Origin of the sequence: Stenotrophomonas sp. CFBP 13718 (genome assembly GCF_014842145.1) — a bacterium.
Lineage (GTDB): Bacteria > Pseudomonadota > Gammaproteobacteria > Xanthomonadales > Xanthomonadaceae > Stenotrophomonas.
The window spans coordinates 116163-136495 of record NZ_JACYVC010000010.1; the positions used below are offsets into that span (position 1 = coordinate 116163).

The window sequence follows — 20333 nt, forward strand, 5'->3', positions numbered from 1 at the left end:
CCGGCCATCGCGGCGATGATAGGGGGGATGCAGGACCCCCTCCCTGCGACCCCTCTCACTGTCCATGACCTCTGTTGAATCAATCCGCGAGGAAATCGCGAGCGCACTGACCCACGGACTGGGCGCGGTAGCGGCGTTGGCTGGCAGCGCCGTGTTGATCACCCTGGCTGCCATCCATGGCGACGGCTGGCAGTTGTTCAGCTCGATCGTGTTCGGCGTGGCGCTGTTGCTGCTGTACACGGCCTCGACGCTGTATCACGCGATCCAGCACCCGGTGGCGAAAGGACGGTTGAAAGTATTCGACCACTGCGCGATCTACCTGCTGATTGCCGGCACCTATACGCCCTTCATGCTGATCGGTCTACGCGGTCCGTGGGGCTGGGGCATGTTCACGGCGATCTGGATCCTCGCGTTCGCCGGGGTGGTGTTCAAGCTGTTCTTCACCGGTCGGTTCAAGGCCTTGTCCACCGGCATCTACATCGCGATGGGCTGGCTGATCGTCGTGGCGATCAAGCCGATGCTGGCGGCGATCGACATGTGGACGCTGGGCTGGCTGCTGGCGGGCGGCCTGTCTTACACCTTGGGTACGTACTTCTATCATCGTGAATCGATCCGCTACTCGCATGCGATCTGGCATCTGTTCGTGATCGGCGGCAGCGTCTGCCACTTCGTCGCCGTCACCGCGCAGGTGCTGTGATTTTCTGCGCTGCGCTTGGCTTTTAAGCACCAGCAACAGCAACAGCAACAGCAACAGCAACAGCAACAGCAATAACAACTTCAACGGCTGCGGGGACGTGTGCTGGCGGGGCGGGGTGGGTTGGCGGGGGACGGCAAAAGCCGCTCCTGCGTGCCTTGTTTCGCGCCATCCATGGCGCTCAACACCCCCGCCAACCCACCCCGCCCCACCTTCGACAGATCCACGGTGCTGCGTTGGTAGCACCGACCCATGGTCGGCGGATTCTTTGGTTAATGGGGTCGGATGGTTTCCGCCAACGGCCCGCTGCGCTCGCCGACCATGGGTCGGCGCTACGGATTTTCTCTTCTTTACTACGCGGCTGGCGGCCACGGAACCTGTCAGGGGGCGGGCGGGGGGGCTGGGCGGGGGCGTTGAGTGCCATGGATGGCACGAAACGAGGCCTGCATGGATGCGGCTCTTGCCGTCCCCCGTCCCGCCCCACCGCCCGGCCCCACGCTCGTAGCCTGCTCTCAAAGCCCACCGCGAGGGGGGCTCACCCGTTCGACAACCCGCACCTGCACGTAATCCGAATGCCCCATTCGCGCTATGTGCACGATGAACGGGCAACCATGCGGATGTGAATGCCACCCTGCCCCCTGAAACCAGCCGCCCGGTTCGCCGGCGTTTCCGTCGTCCCGGCAAGCGGGGTCAGCGCTGGCTGGCGGTGCTGGTGTTCCTGATCGCCGCCGTCCTGCTGCTGATTGCGCTGTGGGACTGGAACTGGTTCAAGGGCCCGGTGGAGCGTGCCGTGCAGGCAAAAACGGGGCGCGCGCTGCATATCGGCAACCTGGATGTCGACCTTGGCCGCGTGACCACCATCCGCGGTGATTCCGTCACCTTTGCCAACGCAGAGTGGGCCAAGCGGCCGCAGATGGTCAGCGCCGACCGCGTGGAAATCGACGTGCGCGTCTGGCCGCTGCTGCGCGGCAGCGTACAACTGCCGGAAGTACGTCTTACCCGTCCGGACGCGTTGTTGCAGACCGCGCCGCGCGCGGACCAGGCGGGCAACTGGGATTTCATGGGCGAAAGCAGTGGCGGCGAGCCGTTGCAACTGCAGCGGCTGTACATCGATGACGGCCGATTGCAGTTTCTTGATGAGCGGGGCCGTACCGACATCCAGGTGGCGGTCCGCAGTGGCAAGCCGAAGCAGGCCGATGCCGCACCGCCGTTGCTGGTCGGCGGCAAGGGCTCATGGCAGGGCAATGCCTTCACCCTCAACGGCAATACGGAATCACCGCTCGAGCTGACCAACAGCGGCCATCCCTTCCGCATCCATCTGGATGGGCGAGCCGGTGGCACGCATGCGGTGGCCAGCGGCACGCTGATCAATCCGTTCCAGTTCCAGACCTTCAGCCTGCAGTTCCGCCTCAGCGGCCAGGACCTGGAAGACCTGTATCCGCTGGTCGGCATCGCCTTGCCCTCTACTCCGCCCTATCGCCTGGACGGGCAGCTGACGCGCGACCACCAGGTCTGGCAGTACCAGAAGTTCAACGGCCGTGTCGGCGACAGTGATCTCGGCGGTGATGTAAAGGTGGAGGTTGGCGGCGAGCGCCCGCGACTGACCGCCAACCTGGTCTCCAAACGCCTGGATTTCGATGACCTCGCCGGCTTCATCGGTGCGCCGCCGAAGACCGGTGGCGACGAAACCGCGAATGCCGAGCAGAAAGCGGAGGCCGCGCGCTTGGCTGCCAAGCCGACGATCCTGCCCGACACGCCGTATGACCTCGGCAAACTGCGCGCGATGGATGCCGACGTTCGGTTGAAGGCGCAGCGCATCAATGCCCCCAGCCTGCCGCTGGATGACATGGATGCCCACCTGAAGCTCGTCGATGGCCTGTTGCGCTTGGATCCGCTCAACTTCGGCGTGGCAGGCGGCGACATCCGCAGCACGATCCGGATGGATGCGCGTCGGCCCCAGATCGCCACGTCGTTGAAAGCCAGCGTGCGTCGGGTGCAGCTCGGCCAGTTGTTCCCGGATGCGAAGCTGGCCGAGCAGGCCTCGGGCGGCATCGGCGGTGAGATCGACCTGAGCGGCAACGGCAATTCAATCGCCGCCATGCTGGGCAGCAGCGACGGCACCGTTGCCATCGGCATGGGCAAGGGCCACGTCGGCAACCTGATCATGGAACTGGCCGGCCTGGACGTCGCCGAATCGTTGAAATTCCTGTTCACCGGCGACCGACAGATCCCGCTGCGCTGTGCCTTCGCCGACTTCGGCGTGAAGGATGGGCGCATGGACAGCCGTGCCCTGGCGGTAGACACCACCGATACGCTGATCGTCGGCGAAGGCAGCATCAACCTGAAGAACGAGCAGATGGACCTGCTGCTGAAACCGCGTCCGAAGGACATCAGCATCCTGGCGCTGCGTTCGCCACTACGCATCGACGGCACGTTCAAGGACCCGTCGTTCCGTCCCGATTTCAAGGCACTGGGCCTGCGCGGTGCGATCGCCCTGGCGCTGGGCAGCATCGCACCGCCGGCCGCGTTGCTGGCCACGTTCGAGCCCGGTCCGGGCAAGGACAGTGACTGCGGCGGGAAGTACGCCCGCTGAGGGATACGGGCAGGGCGGCCGCTGGTCGCCCCCGCCCCGTCGTCGGTCAGCCGGCGACGATGTACTGCTGCAACTGCTCCAGCTCCCGCGCCTGCGCGTCAATCACCGCCTTGACCAGATCGCCGATGGAGATTACGCCCAGTACGCGGCCTTCCTCCACCACCGGTAGATGGCGGATGCGATGGTCGGTCACCAGTTGCAGGCAGTGCGCGACCTGCGAATCGGGCGATACCGTCACCACCTGCGAGGTCATGATGTCCGCCACGCGTGTGTCCCGCGAGGAGCGGTCACGCAGCACGATCTTGCGCGCGTAATCGCGCTCGGAGAGGATGCCCGCCAGCTGCGGCCCCTCCATCACCAGGACCGCGCCAACGCCCTTTTCCGCCATCAACTGGATCGCATCGAATACCGCCGCCTGTGGCGCGACGGCGTGCACTTCAGGAGACTTGCCGTCCAATACCTGCCGAACCGTGGTCATCTGCCTGCCCTCCGAGGGTGGGTTGCAGGTTCGAGTCTGCCACGGACGGGCCTATGCAGGTGTCAAGCAGGTACAGCGGCCGCTGCTTGGACTCTTCGTACAGCCGCCCCAGGTATTCCCCGATCAGTCCGAGCGCGATCAGCTGGACCCCGCCAAGGAACAGGATGACCGCCATCATCGTCGGCCAGCCGGCGACACGGTCGCCGTACAACGCCGCTTTCACCACCACGCCCACGGCGAACAGGAAGGCACCGGCCGCGGTCAGCATCCCCAGATACGTCGCCGCCCGCAGCGGCACCGTGGTGAAACTGGTGATGCCTTCCAGCGCGAAGTTCCACAGGCGCCAGAGGCTGAACTTGCTGGTGCCGGCCACCCGCGCATGCCGGTGATAGGGCACCGCGATACGGTTGTAGCCTACCCAGCTGAAGAGCCCTTTCATGAAGCGATGGCGCTCGCGCAGTTCCCGCAGCGCCTGCAGCGCGCGAGGCGACAACAAGCGGAAATCCCCGGTATCGGCGGGAATCGGCGTCGGCGACATGCGGCCGATGACGCGATAGAACATGCCGGCAGTGGCTCGCTTGGTCCAGCTCTCGCCCTCGCGCGCCAGGCGTGTCCCGTATACGTTGTCATAGCCTTCGCGCCAACGTGCCACGAAGGCAGGAATCAATTCGGGCGGGTCCTGGCAGTCCGCATCCAGGATCATGGCGGCGCCGACGCACACCTGGTCCAGCCCAGCGGTCAGCGCGGCCTCCTTGCCGAAGTTGCGCGACAGACGCAATGCCGACACGCGGGGGTCCTGGCGGGCCAGCGTTTCAATGCACGCCCAGGTCGCGTCGCTGCTGCCGTCGTCGACATACAGAATGCGGCCGGTCACATCCGGCATGTCGGCGAACACCGCCGATACGCGCGCGTGCAGCTGCGGCAGTGCGGCCTCCTCATTGAAGGCAGCGACGACGACGGTCAACGGTTCTGGGTTCATCGTCGGATTGTACTCAGTCATCCTGCAGGTACGCGCCGCCACCCAGCTGCCGCGCCTGCCGTTGGATCCACGTGGCGCGCCGCTGCACGTAAGGGCCCGGCTGCGCAGCGTCGTAACGCCGGGGTGCCGGCAGCACGGCGGCCAACCGAGCGCTTTCCGCAGGGGTCAGACGCGACGCATCCTTGTTCCAGAACTGCCGTGACGCGGCCTGGGCACCATAGATACCGTCACCGAACTCGGCGATGTTGGCGTACATCTCCAGGATGCGCTGCTTGGGCCAGAAGGTCTCTATCAACAGCGTGTACCAGACCTCCAGCCCTTTCCGCAGCCAGCTGCGGCCCTGCCACAGGAACAGGTTCTTGGCCACCTGCTGGCTGATCGTGCTGGCCCCGCGCACGCGTCCACCCCGCGCATTGTGATCGCGGGCTTTCTCGATGGCCTGCAGATCAAACCCATTGTGCTGCGGAAAGCGCTGATCTTCCGCAGCCACCAGCGAGATCGGCAGGCTGGGTGCCATCTTCTGCAGATCGCGCCATTCATAGTGCAGGCGGTAAGCACGATCGCCCTGCCCCACCGCCTCGCCATAGCGCCACAGCATCACCGTAGACACGGGAGGGTCCACGAAGCGCAGCACCAGCACCTGCAGCACACTGAACGCGGCCAGCACGACCGGCAGCCACAGCAGACGCCGCCAGCGCCAGCGGGAGGTACCGGCGGCCTGCACTGCCTTGAGGTTGTCGTCCCCTGACCCCATTGATGGCTCACTCATTTCTTCATCGGTTGTCGGCGCATTATCCGGCAACCTCACCTTCTTATATACGTGCGGCCCCAACCATGACCGATCAGAACGACTCCCTGTTCCGCTTCCTGCTTCCCGATGCCGGCGTGCGCGGTGTACACGTACGCCTGCACGAGACGTGGAAACAGATCCTGTCGCATGCGGACTACCCCGCCCGCGCGGCCGGCATGCTGGGCGACGCCACCGTGGCGGCCGCCCTCTTCACCGGCCATACCAAGGTGGACGGCCGCCTGTCGATCCAGTTGCGCAGCAGCAGCTCCCTGCGCACCCTCTTCGCCGAGTGCACCGCCGCCGGTACGCTGCGCGGCATCGCCAAGCTGGAAGAAGGCCAGGACGCGCCGGCCAGCCTGGATGGACTGGGCGATGACGCGGTGCTGGCCATCACCATCGAGAACCCGGGCCTGGATCCGCGCGAACCGCAGCGCTATCAGAGCCTTGTCGCGCTCAGCGCGCCGAACCTGGACGAGGCATTCGAGGACTACTTCCGCCAGTCCGAGCAGCTGCCGACGCGCCTGCTGCTGGCGACCGACGGCGAACGTGCCGCCGGCCTGCTGATCCAGAAGCTGCCGGGCGAAGAGGGCGACCTGGACAGCTGGACCCGTATCAGCGCCCTGTTCGAGACGCTGGGCAAGGCCGAACTGCTGGCCACCTCGGCGGAGGACCTGGTCTACCGCCTGTTCCATGAGGAGCAGCCGGAGCACATGGGCGACAAGCCGCTGCGCTTCGAATGCACCTGCTCGCGCGAACGCGTGGCGGGCATGCTGCAGTCGCTGGGTGAGGAAGAAGCCCGGGCCGCCGCCGAGCCCACCGGTGCGGTGGAGGTCCGTTGCGAATTCTGCGGGAAGGAGTATCACTTTCCTTTGACGGAATTCGGGATACTGTTCCACGGTGGCGGTACTTCCATCCCGGCACCTGAGCGACTTCAGTAAAGCAGGCCAGCCGCTGGCGAGCTCGTGTTCTGGGGAGGACAACGACTTGTTAAAGAATCATAAACAGCCTACGCTCCAGATCCCGCTCCGGCGGGAACTTGCCATGCATCTGACTGTCTGACTGGACTCATGACTACATTCCTGCGCCAATCGCTTGCACTGCTGATCGCCCTCGGGGCGGCCTCCGGCGTGCACGCGCAGGCCAAGGACACCCGCACCGTCATTCCGGTGTGGAACAAGGGCAGCGGCAAAGTAGAGGCCCTGCTCTATCTGGAGCCGACCGGTGAGCAGGTAGCCGGTGCACGCTGGCATTTTGGTCGCAGCTCGCTGGATGCGGCCTTCGGTCTGTCCTCCGGTGACTCCCTCGGCCTGCTGTGCAACAGCAGCCGTGGCACGAACATCAGCGGATTGGCCAGCCATTGCATGCTGGCCAGCCTTGGCGACGACGAAGACACCTTGTCACGGCGCTTCAGTGGCACCGCCGCATTCAATCGACCGGGCGGGCGCGTTGGCCTTACCGTCGGCAGTGGACGTGAAACCCTTCCCGGCTGGTTGTCAGGCCCGAACAAGGCGACGTCGCTGCGCGCCGAGCAGAACGACCTGACCGTCTTCGGCCAGAAGAACATCGGCCGCGAGGGCTTCGTCTCGATCGGCGGTACCTATGCGAAGGCCCGTCTGGTTCCGTTGGCGGATGTCGCGCCTTCGATCGTCGACCGCTGGGACAGCAAGAGCCTGAGCATCGGCGCCGGCTACGGTAATTTCAGCGGAAACATCATCGGACGCGTGGTCGACGTGCCCGGCCAGCCCGGCAAATGGGAAGGCCTGGGCGTTGGACTGACCTGGCGGACCCCGTGGTCGGGCCAGTTGACGGTCGGCGCGGAAAACGTGGTCAGCCGGGGCAAGAATCCGTTCTCACCGCGCAATGAGAGCAACGATGATGGCACGGTTCCGTACGTACGGTACGAACAGGACCTTTAAACCCCTGTTATTAAAGCATTTTTTTTGAAAACGCCCCGACTTTCGGGGCGTTTTCGTTTGTGCGCGACCTGAACGGGTTTGCCGAATTTCACCAAAATCACGCGAATCATTAACAAAGCTTTAATTTTGCAAAAGACGGAAGTAGTATCGGGACCAGCCCAGCGAAACTTGGAAGCGCCTTTCGCCTCCTTCGCGGGCCACACCACGTAGTTACCAAGACCACTTGGAGAGAGAGTCCAATGAACCGCAACAGCAACACACTGCGTGACGCCGTCGTCCTGGCGCTGATCACCAGCGCTGCCGGCACGGGTACTGCCATCGCGCAGGAAGCCTCGGGCACCACCAACCTGGACCGTATCTCGGTCACCGGTTCGCGCATCAAGAGCACCGACGTTGAGACCTCCCAGCCGGTTCTGAGCCTCACCCGCGCAGACATCGAAAAGCAGGGCGTGACCTCGGTTGCCGACATCCTGCAGCGCGTCGCCGCCAACGGCGCCGCACTGAACCGTACCTTCAACAACGGCGGTGACGGTTCGTCCGGCATCAGCCTGCGCAACCTGGGCAGCTCGCGCACCCTGGTGCTGGTCAACGGCCGCCGCTGGACCACCGGCCTGGACGGCAGCGTCGACCTGAACACCATCCCGGTGGCCATGGTCGAGCGTATCGACGTGCTGAAGGACGGCGCTTCGACGATCTACGGCTCCGACGCCATCGCCGGCGTGGTGAACATCATCACCAAGCGTGACTTCGACGGTGCGGAAGCCAACTTCTACAAGGGCCAGTACAGCGACGGCGACGGCGAGCGCGAAGCCTATGACTTCACGCTGGGCACCACTACCGATCGCGCATCGGTGATGATCGGCGCTTCGTACGTCAATGAAAAGGAAGTCATGGCGGGTGATCGTGCGATCTCCGCAGGTGGCCCGCCGTTCTTCAGCGGCCAGAGCGGCACCGGCATCCCGGGTTCGTACGTCCGTAACGGCACCCGTCGCATCATCATCGATGGTACGGAAGTTCCGTTCGTCAGCAACGTGCACGGCTACAACACCTCGCCGGACAACTACCTGCTGACCCCGAACGAGCGCACCTCGCTGTTCGCTGCCGGTTCGTACAACATCACCGACAACGTCACCTTCCGTACGGAAGCGATGTACAACGAGCGCAAGTCCGAGCAGCTGCTGGCCGCCATGCCGGTGACCGGCATGACCCTCAGCGCCGACAGCGTCTACAACCCGTACGGCGTCAACCTGACCGGCGTGAACCGCCGCTTCAACGAGACCGGCGGCCGTTCGTTCAACCAGAACGTCAAGAACTGGCACTTCTACGGTGGCTTCGAAGGCTTCTTCGAGTTTGCTGACCGTACCTTCGATTGGGACGTCGGCTACCGCTACGACAAGACCGACCAGAACGACCTGACCTACGGCCTGCTCAACGTGGCGCGTCTGGACGAAGCCTATGGCCCGTCCGAGATCCGTGGCGGCGTGCCGGTCTGCGTCACCGCCCCGGGCGGCGACGTGATCACCGGTTGTGCCCCGATCAATCCGCTGGGCGGCCTGGGCTCGATCAGCCCGGAAGCGCTGGAGTACACCACCTTCACCGCGCATGACTCGGCGACCCAGGAGTCGAAGGGCTACTACGCCAACATCTCCGGTGAAATCGTGCAGCTGCCGGCCGGTGCGCTGGGCTTCGCGGCCGGTTATGAATACCGCAAGGAAAGCGGCCAGTTCGACCCGGATGCGTTCATCGCATCGGGCCTGAGCACCGGCAACGGCGCCAGCCCGACCAAGGGTTCGTACGATCTGGACGAAATGTACCTGGAGCTGTCGATCCCGGTGCTGGCTGACCTGCCGGGCGCCCAGCTGCTGGACTTCAGCGTGGCGACCCGCTACTCCAAGTACAGCAACTTCGGTAACACCACGAACAACAAGTTCGGTTTCCGCTGGAAGCCGATCGACGACCTGATGGTCCGTGGTAACTACTCCGAAGGCTTCCGCGCAGCAAGCATCAACGATCTGTTCCGCGGCAACACCGATTCGTTCGAAACCTACGCCGATCCGTGCGCCGCCGCCAACCTGCCCACCGGTGCCGTTCTGGCCCAGTGCCAGGCGCAGGGCGTGCCGGCTGGCCTGGTCCAGCCGGGTACCGATGGCGACGCAGGTCCGCTGCAGACCGTCGAGCCGTTCACCTGGACCTCGAACCCGAACCTCAAGCCGGAAACCTCGACCAGCAAGACGCTGGGCCTGGTCTTCAGCCCGAGCTTCGTGCAGGGCCTGAACGTGACCCTGGACTGGTGGCAGATCAAGATCGAAGACGCGATCACCCGCCCGTCGATCGACGACATCATGGACCGCTGCTACGGCGGCACCGCGCAGGAACAGGCAGCGTACTGCGGCCTGATCACGCGTGACCCGAACTACGGCACCACCGCCGAGAACGGCGCCATCGTCAATGTCGACATGCCGCTGCAGAACCTGTCCTCCTACAAGGTGGAAGGCTGGGATCTGGGCATGCTGTACCGCCTGCCGGAGTTCTCCTTCGGCCAGTTCACCATCAGCTGGGACAGCACGTACCTGAGCAAGTGGGAAACGCAGGCAACGGCCGACTCGGCAGTTGAAGGTCGTCAGGGCAAGTACCTGAACCAGGATCCGTACTGGCGCATCCGTTCCAATCTGTACCTGGATTGGAGCTACCAGGACTTCGGCATCAACTACGGTTTCCGCTACAAGTCGGGCATGACCGAAGCCTGCCTGCTGGGCGCCGCAACCCGCGCGTACTGCTCGGATGCTGTGAACCGCGAGAACCACATCAGCTCGACCGTTTATCACGACGTCCAGTTCCGCTACAACACCCCGTGGAACGGCACCGTCATGGTGGGTCTGAACAACGTGTGGGACAAGGATCCGCCGCAGTCCTACGCCGTGTCGTACAACATGTTCGACCCGCAGTACGACCTGCCGGGCCGCTACATGTACATGCAGTACAAGCAGAAGTTCTGATCGATCCACTGATCGGAAATGTCTGATGCAACGGCCCCGAAAGGGGCCGTTGTTGTTTGTGCGGTCTGCGCCGGCAAGGCGGGGATCGCAGCCACAAAAAAGCCGCGCTGGTGCGCGGCTTCGGGTAACGCGGATCTGGCGCCGGATCAGCCCGGGATCAGCGTATCGATCACATGCTCCACGTACGCCTCGAACTCTTCACGCGCCTGCTTCGGCTGCTGCAACTGCAACGACAGCTGCAGGAAGCCGACATAGGCCGCATAGGCCAGGCGCGCGCGATGCCGCGCATCGGTCGAGCTCAACCCGGCCTGGCGGAATGAGGCGATCAGATAATCCATGCGACGCTGCGACACGCGGTCGATCACCGGGCGCACCATCGGGTGGTCCAGCGCCTTCAGCAACTCGCTGTAGATGATGTGTGGCTGTACTTCATGGGCCACGACCTGGAACAGCTGGCGCAGGCGCACCCGCGGATCCGGCACCTCTTCCAGGCTGCCGAACACCTGCTCCTGTTCGAACAGTTCCCAGCGCTCCAGCGCCGCCTGCAGCAGCGCATCGCGGGACGGGAAATGCCAGTAGAAACTGCCCTTGGTCACCCCAAGGCGGCGGGCCAAAGGCTCCACGGCCACCGCGCTGACGCCCTGCTCGGCAATGAGATCAAGGGCGGCCTGGGCCCAGTCTTCCGCACTGAGGCGGCTGTTGCGTCCAGCGCGCACGTCGCTGGCAGGAGTTTCGGATTCGCTCATCCGCTGATTTAACCATACGCAGGGGTTGGTTGCAGTATGAGGGCAGGCGCATTGATGCCGCCCGGTAGCGCCGAGCCAGGCTCGCAGGCTCGTTGCAGTTGGCTTTTCCAAGCCCGCTGCGATGCACCATACGTCGGAGTATTGACTTCCCTCGCAGGCACTCCATACTAATAGGTATGGTTACCCCTACTCCCTCCCTTACCCTCAACGATCTGCGCCTGGACGCTGCGCACGGCGCGACGTTGGCCGTATCGGCCGAGACGACCGGTCGCCGCGGGCCCGTGCTGTTCGCGCACGGATTCGGGCAGACCCGTCACGCATGGACGCCAGCGGCGCACGCGCTCGCCGCCCATGGATTCCAGACCCTCGCCTATGACGCACGCGGCCACGGTGATTCGGACTGGAACGCGCCGGATGTGCCTTATCACGGTGACCAGTTCGCCGATGACCTGATCGTGCTGGCGGGCGAGCAGACCCGGCCGCCCGTGCTGGTGGCTGCGTCAATGGGCGGCCTGTTCGGCCTGCTGGCCGAATCGCGTTGGCCCGGCCTGTTCTCAGCGATGGTGCTGGTGGACATCACACCGCGCTGGGACACCGCCGGTGTCGAACGCATTCTTGCCTTCATGACCGCGCATCCACAGGGATTCGGGTCACTCGCAGACGCGGCGGATGTCATCGCGGCCTATCTGCCGCATCGGCCACGCAAAGCGGACGATTCCCTTCGCGCCCTGCTGCGCGAAGACGGCCACGGCCGTTGGCGCTGGCACTGGGATCCGCGCCTGGTGGCTGAGCTGGTGCGTGACAGTGAACAGCACCAGGATGCACTCGCAGCGGCGGCGAGCAAGGTGAAGTGCCCGCTGCTGCTGGTCAGTGGCGGACGCAGTGATCTGGTGACACCGCAGACCATCGCCGATTTCCTTGCATTGGCACCGCATGCCACACACGTACAGCTTCCGCAGGCCACCCACATGGTGGCCGGCGACGACAACGACGCTTTTACCGCTACTGTGTTGAACTATCTGGACGTGTTGCCACCGGCCCTGGCCGCAGCATCGTCCGCCGAACCCGAGCACGTCACCGGAGTACGCTCATGAGCATCGTTCTTCCCTTCCTTGCCCTTCTGCTGGCAAGTGCATTCGCGGCCTATCACCGCATGCGCCTCATTACGTGGACGATCATCAGCGTGGCCGTGTTGGCTGTGTGCTGGTTCGTCCCGTATATCAACCAGACGGCAACGATCGTCGCCGCTGCCATCGTGGCGGTCATCGCGATTCCGCTGCTGCTGCCCTTCGTCCGCAAGCCGCTGCTGACCGCGCCGATGATGAAGGTGTTCCGCAAGGTGCTGCCGCCGCTGTCGCAGACCGAGCGGATTGCCCTGGAAACCGGCTCGGTCGGTTTCGAGGGTGAGCTGTTCACCGGTGACCCGGACTGGAACATCCTGCTGAACTATCCCAAGCCGCAGCTCACCGCCGAAGAACAGGCCTTCATGGACGGCCCGGTGGAAGAACTGTGCAAGATGGTCAACGACTGGGAAATCACCCATGTCCATGCCGACCTGCCGCCGGAGATGTGGGCCTTCATCAAGAAGAACCGTTTCTTCGGCATGATCATTCCGAAAGAATATGGCGGCCTTGGCTTCAGCGCGCTGGCCCACCACAAGGTGATCCAGAAGCTGGCCTCGGTGTCGTCGGTGGTCAGTTCCACCGTCGGTGTGCCGAACTCGCTCGGTCCGGGTGAACTGCTCAACCACTACGGCACCCAGGAACAGAAAGACCAGTACCTGCCCCGCCTGGCCGATGGCCGCGAAGTGCCCTGCTTCGGCCTGACCGGCCCGTTCGCCGGTTCCGATGCCACTTCCATCCCCGACTACGGCATCGTCTGCCACGGTGAGTGGAACGGCGAGCGCGTGCTGGGCGTCAAGCTGACCTTCGACAAGCGCTACATCACCCTGGCCCCGGTCGCGACCCTGATTGGCCTGGCCTTCCGCATGTACGACCCGGACAAGCTGATCGGTGACACGCGCGACATCGGCATCACCCTGGGGCTGCTGCCGCGCGAAACACCCGGCGTTGAAGTCGGCCGTCGCCATTTCCCGCTGAACTCGCCGTTCCAGAACGGCCCGATCAAGGGCAAGGATGTCTTCATCCCGCTGACCCAGCTGATCGGCGGCGCCGCCATGGCCGGCAAGGGCTGGAACATGCTCAACGAATGCCTCGCCGTGGGCCGCTCGATCACCCTGCCCTCCACGGGCAGCGGCGGTGCGAAGGCCGGCGCGGTCATCACCGGTGCGTACGCACGCATCCGCAAGCAGTTCGGCCTCTCGGTCGGTCGCTTCGAAGGCGTGGAAGAAGCCTTGGCGCGTATCGGTGGCAAGGCCTACAAGATCAGCGCACTGGCCCAGGCTACTGCTGCGGCGGTCGACCGCGGTGACGTGCCGTCGGTGCCGTCGGCAATCGCCAAGTACCACTGCACCAGCATGAGCCGCGAAGTCATCTCGGACATGATGGATGTGATCGGCGGCAAGGGCATCATCCTGGGGCCACGCAACTTCGCCGGCCGCAGCTGGCAGGCCGCGCCCATCGCGATCACCGTGGAAGGCGCGAACATCATGACGCGCAGCCTGCTGATCTTCGGCCAGGGCGCGATCCTCTGCCACCCTTGGGTGATGAAGGAAATGAAGGCCGCGCAGGATCCGGACCGCAAGGCCGGCCTGCAGGAGTTCGACCGCAGCCTGTTCGGCCACATCCGCTACGGCATCTCCAACGCCGTGCGTTCGTTCTGGTTCGGCCTGACCGGCGCGCGCTTCGGTGCCGCCCCGGGCGATGCCTACACCCGCCGCTACTTCCGCAAGCTGGACCGTTACTCCGCCAACCTGGCGCTGATGGCCGACATCTCGATGATGACGCTCGGCGGCAAGCTGAAGTTCAAGGAATCGCTGTCCGGGCGCCTCGGTGATGTGCTGAGCCATGTCTACATGACCAGCGCCATGCTCAAGCGTTACCACGATGAAGGCGCACCGCAGGCCGACCAGCCGTTGCTGGCCTGGGGTTTCCACGACAGCGTGCACAAGATTGAAGAGTCGCTGTCGGCGGCGCTGCGCAACTTCCCGATCCGCCCGATCGGTTGGTTGATGTGGCTGTTGATCTTCCCGCTGGGCCGCCGTGCCGAAGCGCCGGGCGACCGCCTGAGCCGGCGCGTCGCCGCCCTGCTGATGGCCCCCAACGAGGCCCGTGACCGCCTGGCCGACGGCGTGTTCCTGACGCCGTGCGAGAACAACCCGGGTGGCCGCATCAACAGCTACCTGGCCAAGGCCATCATGGCCGAGCCGGTGGAGCGCAAGTTCCTGAAGGCGCTGAAGAGCAAGGGCATCGAGGCGCTGGACTACAACAAGCAGCTCGACGAAGCCGTGGCCGAAGGCGTGCTGACCCAGGACGAACGCACCCTGCTGGACGAGCTGCGTGCGATCACCCTGGAGGCGATCACCGTGGACGACTTCGATACCCACGAACTGCGTTCGGCGGGTTACTACGACCTGCCGCGCAAGGAATCCGGTTCGCAGCAGGCGGCCTGATCACCTTGGACAGTGAATAAAAAAACGGCGAGCCTCGGCTCGCCGTTTTCCATTGCAGCGTCACGCCATCCAGGGCGAGCGACCCGCACTACGCGGCTGAGAGACCCCGCCGCTGGCGCGGCGTTACAACCGGCTGCCTGCGTGCCAGATCGCGGCCAGCGCCAGCAGTGCCGGCAGCGCCTGCACATAGAAGATCCGCTTGTTGACGGACCATGCGCCGTAGCAGCCTGCCACGACCACGCAGACCAGGCAGAAAATGGTGATCTCGAAATGGCGGACCAGTCCCACCAGGATGCCGGCCGCCAGGAAGCCGTTGTAGAGCCCCTGGTTGGCCGCCAGCACGCGCGTGGCCTGCGCCTTCTCCGGCGTGTTGCGGAAGGTCTTCAAGCCCAGTGGACGCGTCCACAGGAACATCTCCAGCACCAGGAAGTAAACGTGCAACGCGGCTACCAGCAGCGTCAGGGAAAGGGCAACGGAAATCCAGAACATGACGGTCCTTCTGAGAGTTGGATGAACTGAGCAGCGCCCTCACCGCTAGCGCCGAGCCATGCTCGGCGAGCGCAGCGGCAGGCTATTGATCGCGCGGCAGCTTCTTTTCTTCGCGCAGCACGCCGAACGCGGCCACGGTCATCATGCCGGCCACCACCACACCGCCGACGAACACCAGGTGCGGACCCATCAGCGACAGCACCTTGTGCAGCCAGGCGAAGCTCAGGTCGGCACCGCGGTAGACCACGGTGTCGATGGCCGCGCCGGCCTTGTAGCGCCACTGGCGGTCAACGCGCGTATAGATCGTCTCGCGCGCCGGCTTGAACAGCGAGAACTCGCTGGCGCGGGTAACGATCTGCACCACCGCTACCAACAGCGGCAAGGGCGAAGCGGCAAGTACCGAAAAGCCGACGATGATCGCGAAGGCCGGGATGAGCAGGGCCGGCGCCACGCCATGGCGCGACAGCAGCCAGCGCGTCAGGCCCAGCTGCACCAGCAGGGTCAGTGCGTTCACCGCCAGGTCGATATGCGAATAGAACGCCGTGCGCGCTTCCGGATCCGGGTAGGCCGCCCGCACGATGGACGCCTGTTCGTTGTACAGCAAGGTGCCTACGCCCACGCCGAAGACCACCAGTACCGCCAGCCAGCGCAACAGCGGCTCACGCACGATCAGCTTCAGCCCGTCCAGCACGCTGCCGCCCATCGGTTTTTCGCCCGACACCAGCTGCTGCTCACGCTCGCGCAGCACGGCCCAGTGCCGCAGCCGCCAGATGCACAGCAGGCACACACTGAGGAAGCCCGCGGAGACCAGCATCAGGTTGGCGATGCCCACCCGCTGCACCAGCGCACCGGTGATGATCGGGCCGAGAAACGCTCCGATGGTTCCCGCCGCGCCGATGTAACCGTAGTACGCCCGTGCCTGCACGTTGGTGAACACATCGGCCATGAAGCTCCAGAACACCGCGACGGCGAACAGGTTGAACACGGTGATCCAGAAGAAGAACGCCATGCCGCGTCCCGGCACGTCGCTGTCGAACATGACGTGGAAACCAAGCAGGGTGACGATGAAGAACCCGTACACCACCGGCATGAACACCCGCCGTGGATGGCGACTGACCAGCCAGCCATATACCGGCTGCAGCACCAGCATGATCAGGAACACGCAGGTGAACAGGAACTGCAGGACGAAATCCTGCAGCGCCACCCCATGGCTGGCAAACCAGGCGATCAGCGAAGGCGGAAACACTTCCTGCATGTCCGACGAGGACGCCATCGCCTCGCGCACCGGCCGCAGCACGTAATAGCCGCTGAGCAGGCAGAAGAAATACAGGAACGACCACCATAACGCGGGCGTCTCGCGCAGCGCCTGCGTCAGTTGCCGTACCGGTCCGCCCACGGTGGCAGGTGCCAGCGGCGCGCTCACGTGTCACCCGGCGCGCGCGTCAGGCGGCAGCAGGAAGGCATGGGCGACTCCGGATGCGAGGAAGCGCGTACGGTATCCAATGCACTGCAACATCGCCAGCATCGCGGGCCGGTCCAGGCCGGATGTCCGCCGTACACCAACAGTACCGCTGCGCATGGCAGTGCTCACGAGCGCTGCTTTTGCCCCTCAAATCATCGATTATTCAATAAGATGCGCATTCATCTTCGCTTTGTTTGTGCAATGACGAAAAGCGGGGATAGAATCGGTCACAGCAGTCGCGCTCGGGTCCCGATCTAATGAACAAGAACAGCCGCCGTCGTCCGTTCCGTACGGCGGCCACCGGAATGCTGGGCATGTTGATGCCCGTTGCCCTGTCCACCACCGCGCAGACGTCGGCGCTGCCGCCGATGCCGGCCAACATCGAAGTGGCAGCCGCTGCCCCGGCGCATACCCAACCGGCGGCCTATCGCACCGGATTGACGGCCAACCCGCAGGCCCCCGCCGCCGGCTTCAATGTCAGCCAGATCGAATCAATGGCCCAGCAGCTGACCTATGGCGAGCGTGTGCCGGGCATGGCCGTGGCCATCGTCCAGGGCGGTCGCATCCTCAGCGCGCGCGGCTACGGGGTCACCGACGTCAACAATCCCCTGCCCGTCGATTCGCACACCGTATTCCGCCTGGCCTCGTTGTCCAAGGCCTTCGCCGGCACCATGGCCGGGTTGCTGGTCAACGATGGCACCCTGCGCTGGGACAGCAAGGTCACCGACTACGTGCCCGGCTTCCAGCTCACCACGCCCGAGGCCACCGAACGGCTTACGGTCGCCGATCTGCTCAGCCATCGGGTGGGCCTGCCGTACAACGCGTATGACCGCGATATCGAAGCGAATGCGGAGTACTACACGCTGACCCAGAAGCTGGGGTCCACGTCGTTGAAATGCCTGCCGGGTGATTGCTATGCCTATCAGAACGTGGCCTACAGCCTGATCGGCGATGTGGTCTACGCCGCCTCCGGCAGCTTCTACGAACAGGCGGTGGAACGCCGGCTGTTCAAGCCACTGGGCATGGACGATGCCAGCCTCGGGCTGGCGGGCATCCAGGCCAGCTCGCGCTGGGCGCGCCCGCACGTACGCAGCCGCAACGGCTGGGTCTCGCTGACGCCCAAGCCGACCTACTACCGCCTCGCACCAGCGGCGGGCGTCAACGCCAGCGCCAACGACATGGCGCAGTGGCTGCTGGCACAGACCGGACATCGCCCTGACGTGCTGCCCGCGCCGCTGCTGGCCACCCTGCACGCCTCGCTGGTCAACACGCCCGGCGAAATGCGCTCGGGCTGGCGCCGTGAGCGCCTGCGCTCGGCCGGTTACGCACTGGGCTGGCGCAACTTCGATTACGCCGGTCACGAAGTGGTGTTCCATGCCGGCGCCGTGCAGGGCTACCGCGGCCTGGTGGCGCTTGTGCCGGAACGTGACCTGGGCATCGCCATCCTCTGGAATGGCGAAAGCAGCCTGCCCAGCGGACTGCTGCCCACCGTGCTGGATGCGGCCATGGGCCTGCCGACCCAGCGCTGGCTGGATGTCGATACCGATTTCGGCAGCGACAGCCTGATGGCGGAAGGCGCACCGGCCCAGGACAAGCGCAAGGGCGCCTCCTCCAGCCGCGCTACGGCCTCACCCCGATAACGGAACAAAAAAAGGGGACGGAGGGGATTAATCTCGATTAATTCCCTCCGTCCCCTTTTTCCTGCATAAAAAAACCCCCGCTCCGCTGGGCTGTCGGAGAGGGGGCTTCAGGTATCGCTATCGGGACGTGCTTAGATCAGCGGCGCCGGGGTTGCGGGCAAGGCCACCGGAGCGGACTTCTTGCGACGGACCGGGGTCTTGCGCGCTGCTTTCTTCGCAGCCGGCTTCTTCGCGGTGGCCTTCTTCGCCGCCTTCTTGGCGGTCTTCTTTACGGCCTTCTTCGCGGTCGCCTTTTTCGCGGTCGCCTTACGCGCGGTTGCCTTCTTGGCTACCTTTTTGGTCGCCTTCTTGGCGGTCTTCTTGGCCGCAGCCTTCTTTACCGCTTTCTTGGCGACCTTCTTGGCGGGCTTGCGCGCGACCTTCTTGGCAGCCTTCTTCGCGGTGGTCTTCTTCGCGACCTTCTTGGCGGTCGCCTTCTTGGCTACCTTCTTCGCGGTCTTCTTTACGGCCTTCTTCGCCGTTGCCTTCTTGGCGACCTTCTTGGTTGCCTTCTTTACTGCCTTCTTCGCCGTTGCCTTCTTGGCGACCTTCTTCACTGCTTTCTTGGCAGTCGCCTTCTTCGCGACCTTCTTCACTGCCTTTTTCGCAGCGGCTTTCTTGACTACCTTCTTCGTCGCCTTTTTGGCGGCGGGCTTCTTCTTCGCAGTGGCCATGGGATGGCTCCTCGTCAGTGATGGAGAATTGAAACGCCCAGGTAAATCGAACCCGCCGGATGGGTTGGCGGGGACCGCCGACGCGTACCACGCGTCGTGACGGGTGCTGCGGTGCCCGCTTCGATCGGCGAGGCTGGCATCGCGGCAGAACGGATGGTGCGAATCTCCGGGGGAAGCTGTGCCGACTCCACCGTCGCTCGACGTGCAGTGGATGTCCGGGTTGTGCTTCGCGCCTGTCGGTTGATCGGGTGCACTCGGTTTCGAAGAAAGGTCCGTTGGGCGAAACCTAATCACGCTTTTTTGGGCTGTCAACAACCCCAGGCAAAAACTTTCACGCAGAACCCGCCTCGCGACTGCTCGATCACTGCAGCGCAGGCAGGGCACCAGCGCCCCGCGAGGGCCTTGCGCGCCTTCGACGGCGCGACGCGCAGCGCCTCGGTCGCGCGCGAAAGTGCTTTAAACAAGTCCTTTTCAAAAACGACGTGCAACGCATGCGTTGGCGCGCACGTTACCCGTGGGCAAACGTATCGCTGCAACCTGGTTACCGGAACACTTCGGAAACGTGCCGTTTTTTTTTCACACGAATGAAGCCGATGCACGTGGTGCAAACGCGGTTTTGCGCAAAACTTTTCCGCTTTACGCGACCAGCAGGTGCAGGATTCCCACCGCACATCGAACGGGCGTGGGTGACACGCATGTCATCAGCGCGCGGTCGGCGCCGGTCCGGCGCAAGAGAAAACGCATCACGCGTCGGCCAAAAAAAAGACCGCCCCTGGGGGCGGTCCTTCGCAGCAACCGGTCAACCCCGATCAGTGATCGTCGTCTTCCAGCACCTCGGCGTAGTCGTCCGGACCGAGCAGCTCATCGAGCTCACCCGCACCCGCGGCATCGACCACATACAGCCAGCCATCGCCGTAGGCATCTTCATTGATGGTCTCCGGCTTGTCTGCCAGCGCCGAATTGACCTCGACGATGGTGCCGGTGACCGGGCTGTAGACGTCCGAGGCCGCCTTGACCGATTCGACAACGGCGATGGCTTCGCCCGCCTTTGCCTCGATGCCGACTTCGGGCAGCTCGACATAGACCAGATCGCCGAGGAGGGCCTGGGCGTGGTCGGAAATGCCAACGGTGATGCGGCCGTCGGACTCGACGCGCGCCCACTCGTGGGACTTGAGGAACTTGAGGTCGCCGGGGATCTCGCTCATGACACTGCTCCAGGAATACAGGGTGTGGAAAAAACGCCGCTAGTGTAACCAACCGGCCGGG

The 20333-nt window shown here is 64.4% G+C and carries 16 protein-coding genes; 8 read left to right on the forward strand and 8 right to left on the reverse strand.

All coding sequences use genetic code 11. From position 1 onward, the window contains the following. The first annotated feature begins 58 nt into the window (after positions 1-58). Together IFT58_RS15155 and IFT58_RS15160 are read left to right on the forward strand one after the other, a co-directional pair. A complete protein-coding gene (locus tag IFT58_RS15155; RefSeq protein WP_188327334.1) occupies positions 59-697 on the forward strand; it encodes a hemolysin III family protein in 639 nt (212 codons plus the stop codon). A 697-nt stretch (positions 698-1394) separates the two neighbouring features. After that, positions 1395-3287, forward strand: coding sequence for an AsmA family protein (locus IFT58_RS15160; protein ID WP_249405728.1), 1893 nt, complete (start codon positions 1395-1397; stop codon positions 3285-3287). A 46-nt stretch (positions 3288-3333) separates the two neighbouring features. On the opposite strand, the gene IFT58_RS15165 is transcribed toward IFT58_RS15160, so the two are convergent. The 3 genes from IFT58_RS15165 to mtgA are packed head-to-tail and all read right to left on the reverse strand — an operon-like array spanning position 3334 to position 5498. Further along, positions 3334-3765 carry a CBS domain-containing protein gene (locus IFT58_RS15165; protein ID WP_188324672.1) on the reverse strand — a complete coding sequence of 144 codons (432 nt, stop codon included), beginning with the start codon at positions 3763-3765 and terminating at the stop codon, positions 3334-3336. Then, positions 3725-4744, reverse strand: a complete 1020-nt coding sequence (locus tag IFT58_RS15170; RefSeq protein WP_192080195.1) for a glycosyltransferase family 2 protein — start codon at positions 4742-4744, stop codon at positions 3725-3727. The genes IFT58_RS15165 and IFT58_RS15170 overlap by 41 nt, the downstream gene beginning before the upstream one ends. A 13-nt stretch (positions 4745-4757) precedes the next feature. Further along, entirely contained in the window at positions 4758-5498 is a 741-nt protein-coding gene (gene mtgA, locus IFT58_RS15175; RefSeq protein WP_192080716.1) for a monofunctional biosynthetic peptidoglycan transglycosylase, read from the reverse strand. Positions 5499-5578: 80 nt separating this feature from the next. Here mtgA and IFT58_RS15180 point away from each other — a divergent pair, with 80 nt between their 5' ends. The 3 genes from IFT58_RS15180 to IFT58_RS15190 all read left to right on the forward strand — a co-directional run bounded on the left by IFT58_RS15180 (position 5579) and on the right by IFT58_RS15190 (position 10446). Beyond that, positions 5579-6472 (forward strand): Hsp33 family molecular chaperone HslO, encoded by an 894-nt coding sequence (locus tag IFT58_RS15180; protein ID WP_188324674.1) that lies wholly within the window; start codon positions 5579-5581, stop codon positions 6470-6472. 129 nt (positions 6473-6601) lie between these two features. Further along, complete coding sequence (locus tag IFT58_RS15185; RefSeq protein ID WP_188324675.1) at positions 6602-7450, forward strand: hypothetical protein; 849 nt, start codon at positions 6602-6604, stop codon at positions 7448-7450. 239 nt (positions 7451-7689) lie between these two features. Beyond that, positions 7690-10446, forward strand: coding sequence for a TonB-dependent receptor (locus tag IFT58_RS15190; protein ID WP_192080193.1), 2757 nt, complete (start codon positions 7690-7692; stop codon positions 10444-10446). A gap of 146 nt (positions 10447-10592) precedes the next feature. On the opposite strand, the gene IFT58_RS15195 is transcribed toward IFT58_RS15190, so the two are convergent. Further along, a complete protein-coding gene (locus IFT58_RS15195) occupies positions 10593-11192 on the reverse strand; it encodes a TetR/AcrR family transcriptional regulator (RefSeq protein ID WP_188324677.1) in 600 nt (199 codons plus the stop codon). A gap of 176 nt (positions 11193-11368) precedes the next feature. Here IFT58_RS15195 and IFT58_RS15200 point away from each other — a divergent pair, with 176 nt between their 5' ends. Together IFT58_RS15200 and IFT58_RS15205 are read left to right on the forward strand one after the other, a co-directional pair. Next, positions 11369-12286: an alpha/beta hydrolase gene (locus IFT58_RS15200; RefSeq protein ID WP_192095841.1), complete on the forward strand. Its 918-nt coding sequence runs from the start codon at positions 11369-11371 to the stop codon at positions 12284-12286. Beyond that, on the forward strand, positions 12283-14763 hold the full coding sequence (locus IFT58_RS15205) for an acyl-CoA dehydrogenase (RefSeq protein WP_188324679.1): 2481 nt from the start codon (positions 12283-12285) through the stop codon (positions 14761-14763). Before IFT58_RS15200 ends, IFT58_RS15205 begins: the two co-directional genes overlap by 4 nt. A 123-nt stretch (positions 14764-14886) precedes the next feature. On the opposite strand, the gene IFT58_RS15210 is transcribed toward IFT58_RS15205, so the two are convergent. Both IFT58_RS15210 and IFT58_RS15215 read right to left on the reverse strand, forming a co-directional pair. Next, positions 14887-15252: a DUF1304 domain-containing protein gene (locus tag IFT58_RS15210; RefSeq protein WP_192080189.1), complete on the reverse strand. Its 366-nt coding sequence runs from the start codon at positions 15250-15252 to the stop codon at positions 14887-14889. Between the two features lie 82 nt (positions 15253-15334). Next, positions 15335-16675 carry an MFS transporter gene (locus tag IFT58_RS15215; RefSeq protein ID WP_192080187.1) on the reverse strand — a complete coding sequence of 447 codons (1341 nt, stop codon included), beginning with the start codon at positions 16673-16675 and terminating at the stop codon, positions 15335-15337. A 296-nt stretch (positions 16676-16971) separates the two neighbouring features. Between IFT58_RS15215 and IFT58_RS15220 the strand changes: the two genes are divergently transcribed. Beyond that, the gene (locus tag IFT58_RS15220; protein ID WP_192080185.1) at positions 16972-18354 is read left to right on the forward strand and encodes a serine hydrolase domain-containing protein; all 1383 of its coding nucleotides are present in this window, start codon (positions 16972-16974) and stop codon (positions 18352-18354) included. Positions 18355-18485: 131 nt separating this feature from the next. Here the strand turns inward: IFT58_RS15220 and IFT58_RS15225 are convergent, their stop codons facing one another. Both IFT58_RS15225 and gcvH read right to left on the reverse strand, forming a co-directional pair. Then, the gene (locus tag IFT58_RS15225) at positions 18486-19067 is read right to left on the reverse strand and encodes a hypothetical protein (RefSeq protein ID WP_188324683.1); all 582 of its coding nucleotides are present in this window, start codon (positions 19065-19067) and stop codon (positions 18486-18488) included. Positions 19068-19876: 809 nt separating this feature from the next. Then, positions 19877-20272: a glycine cleavage system protein GcvH gene (gene gcvH / locus IFT58_RS15230; RefSeq protein ID WP_192095843.1), complete on the reverse strand. Its 396-nt coding sequence runs from the start codon at positions 20270-20272 to the stop codon at positions 19877-19879. Between the last annotated feature and the right edge of the window lie 61 nt (positions 20273-20333).

Excerpts from the sequence above, each read along its gene's own strand:
- IFT58_RS15165 (WP_188324672.1), bottom strand. The coding sequence starts at position 3,765 with ATGACCACGGTTCGGCAGGTATTGGACGGCAAGTCTCCTGAAGTGCAC.
- IFT58_RS15170 (WP_192080195.1), bottom strand. The coding sequence starts at position 4,744 with ATGAACCCAGAACCGTTGACCGTCGTCGTCGCTGCCTTCAATGAGGAG.
- mtgA (WP_192080716.1), bottom strand. The coding sequence starts at position 5,498 with ATGGGGTCAGGGGACGACAACCTCAAGGCAGTGCAGGCCGCCGGTACC.
- IFT58_RS15180 (WP_188324674.1), top strand. The coding sequence starts at position 5,579 with ATGACCGATCAGAACGACTCCCTGTTCCGCTTCCTGCTTCCCGATGCC.
- IFT58_RS15185 (WP_188324675.1), top strand. The coding sequence starts at position 6,602 with ATGACTACATTCCTGCGCCAATCGCTTGCACTGCTGATCGCCCTCGGG.
- IFT58_RS15190 (WP_192080193.1), top strand. The coding sequence starts at position 7,690 with ATGAACCGCAACAGCAACACACTGCGTGACGCCGTCGTCCTGGCGCTG.
- IFT58_RS15195 (WP_188324677.1), bottom strand. The coding sequence starts at position 11,192 with ATGAGCGAATCCGAAACTCCTGCCAGCGACGTGCGCGCTGGACGCAAC.
- IFT58_RS15200 (WP_192095841.1), top strand. The coding sequence starts at position 11,369 with ATGGTTACCCCTACTCCCTCCCTTACCCTCAACGATCTGCGCCTGGAC.
- IFT58_RS15205 (WP_188324679.1), top strand. The coding sequence starts at position 12,283 with ATGAGCATCGTTCTTCCCTTCCTTGCCCTTCTGCTGGCAAGTGCATTC.
- IFT58_RS15210 (WP_192080189.1), bottom strand. The coding sequence starts at position 15,252 with ATGTTCTGGATTTCCGTTGCCCTTTCCCTGACGCTGCTGGTAGCCGCG.
- IFT58_RS15220 (WP_192080185.1), top strand. The coding sequence starts at position 16,972 with ATGAACAAGAACAGCCGCCGTCGTCCGTTCCGTACGGCGGCCACCGGA.
- IFT58_RS15225 (WP_188324683.1), bottom strand. The coding sequence starts at position 19,067 with ATGGCCACTGCGAAGAAGAAGCCCGCCGCCAAAAAGGCGACGAAGAAG.
- gcvH (WP_192095843.1), bottom strand. The coding sequence starts at position 20,272 with ATGAGCGAGATCCCCGGCGACCTCAAGTTCCTCAAGTCCCACGAGTGG.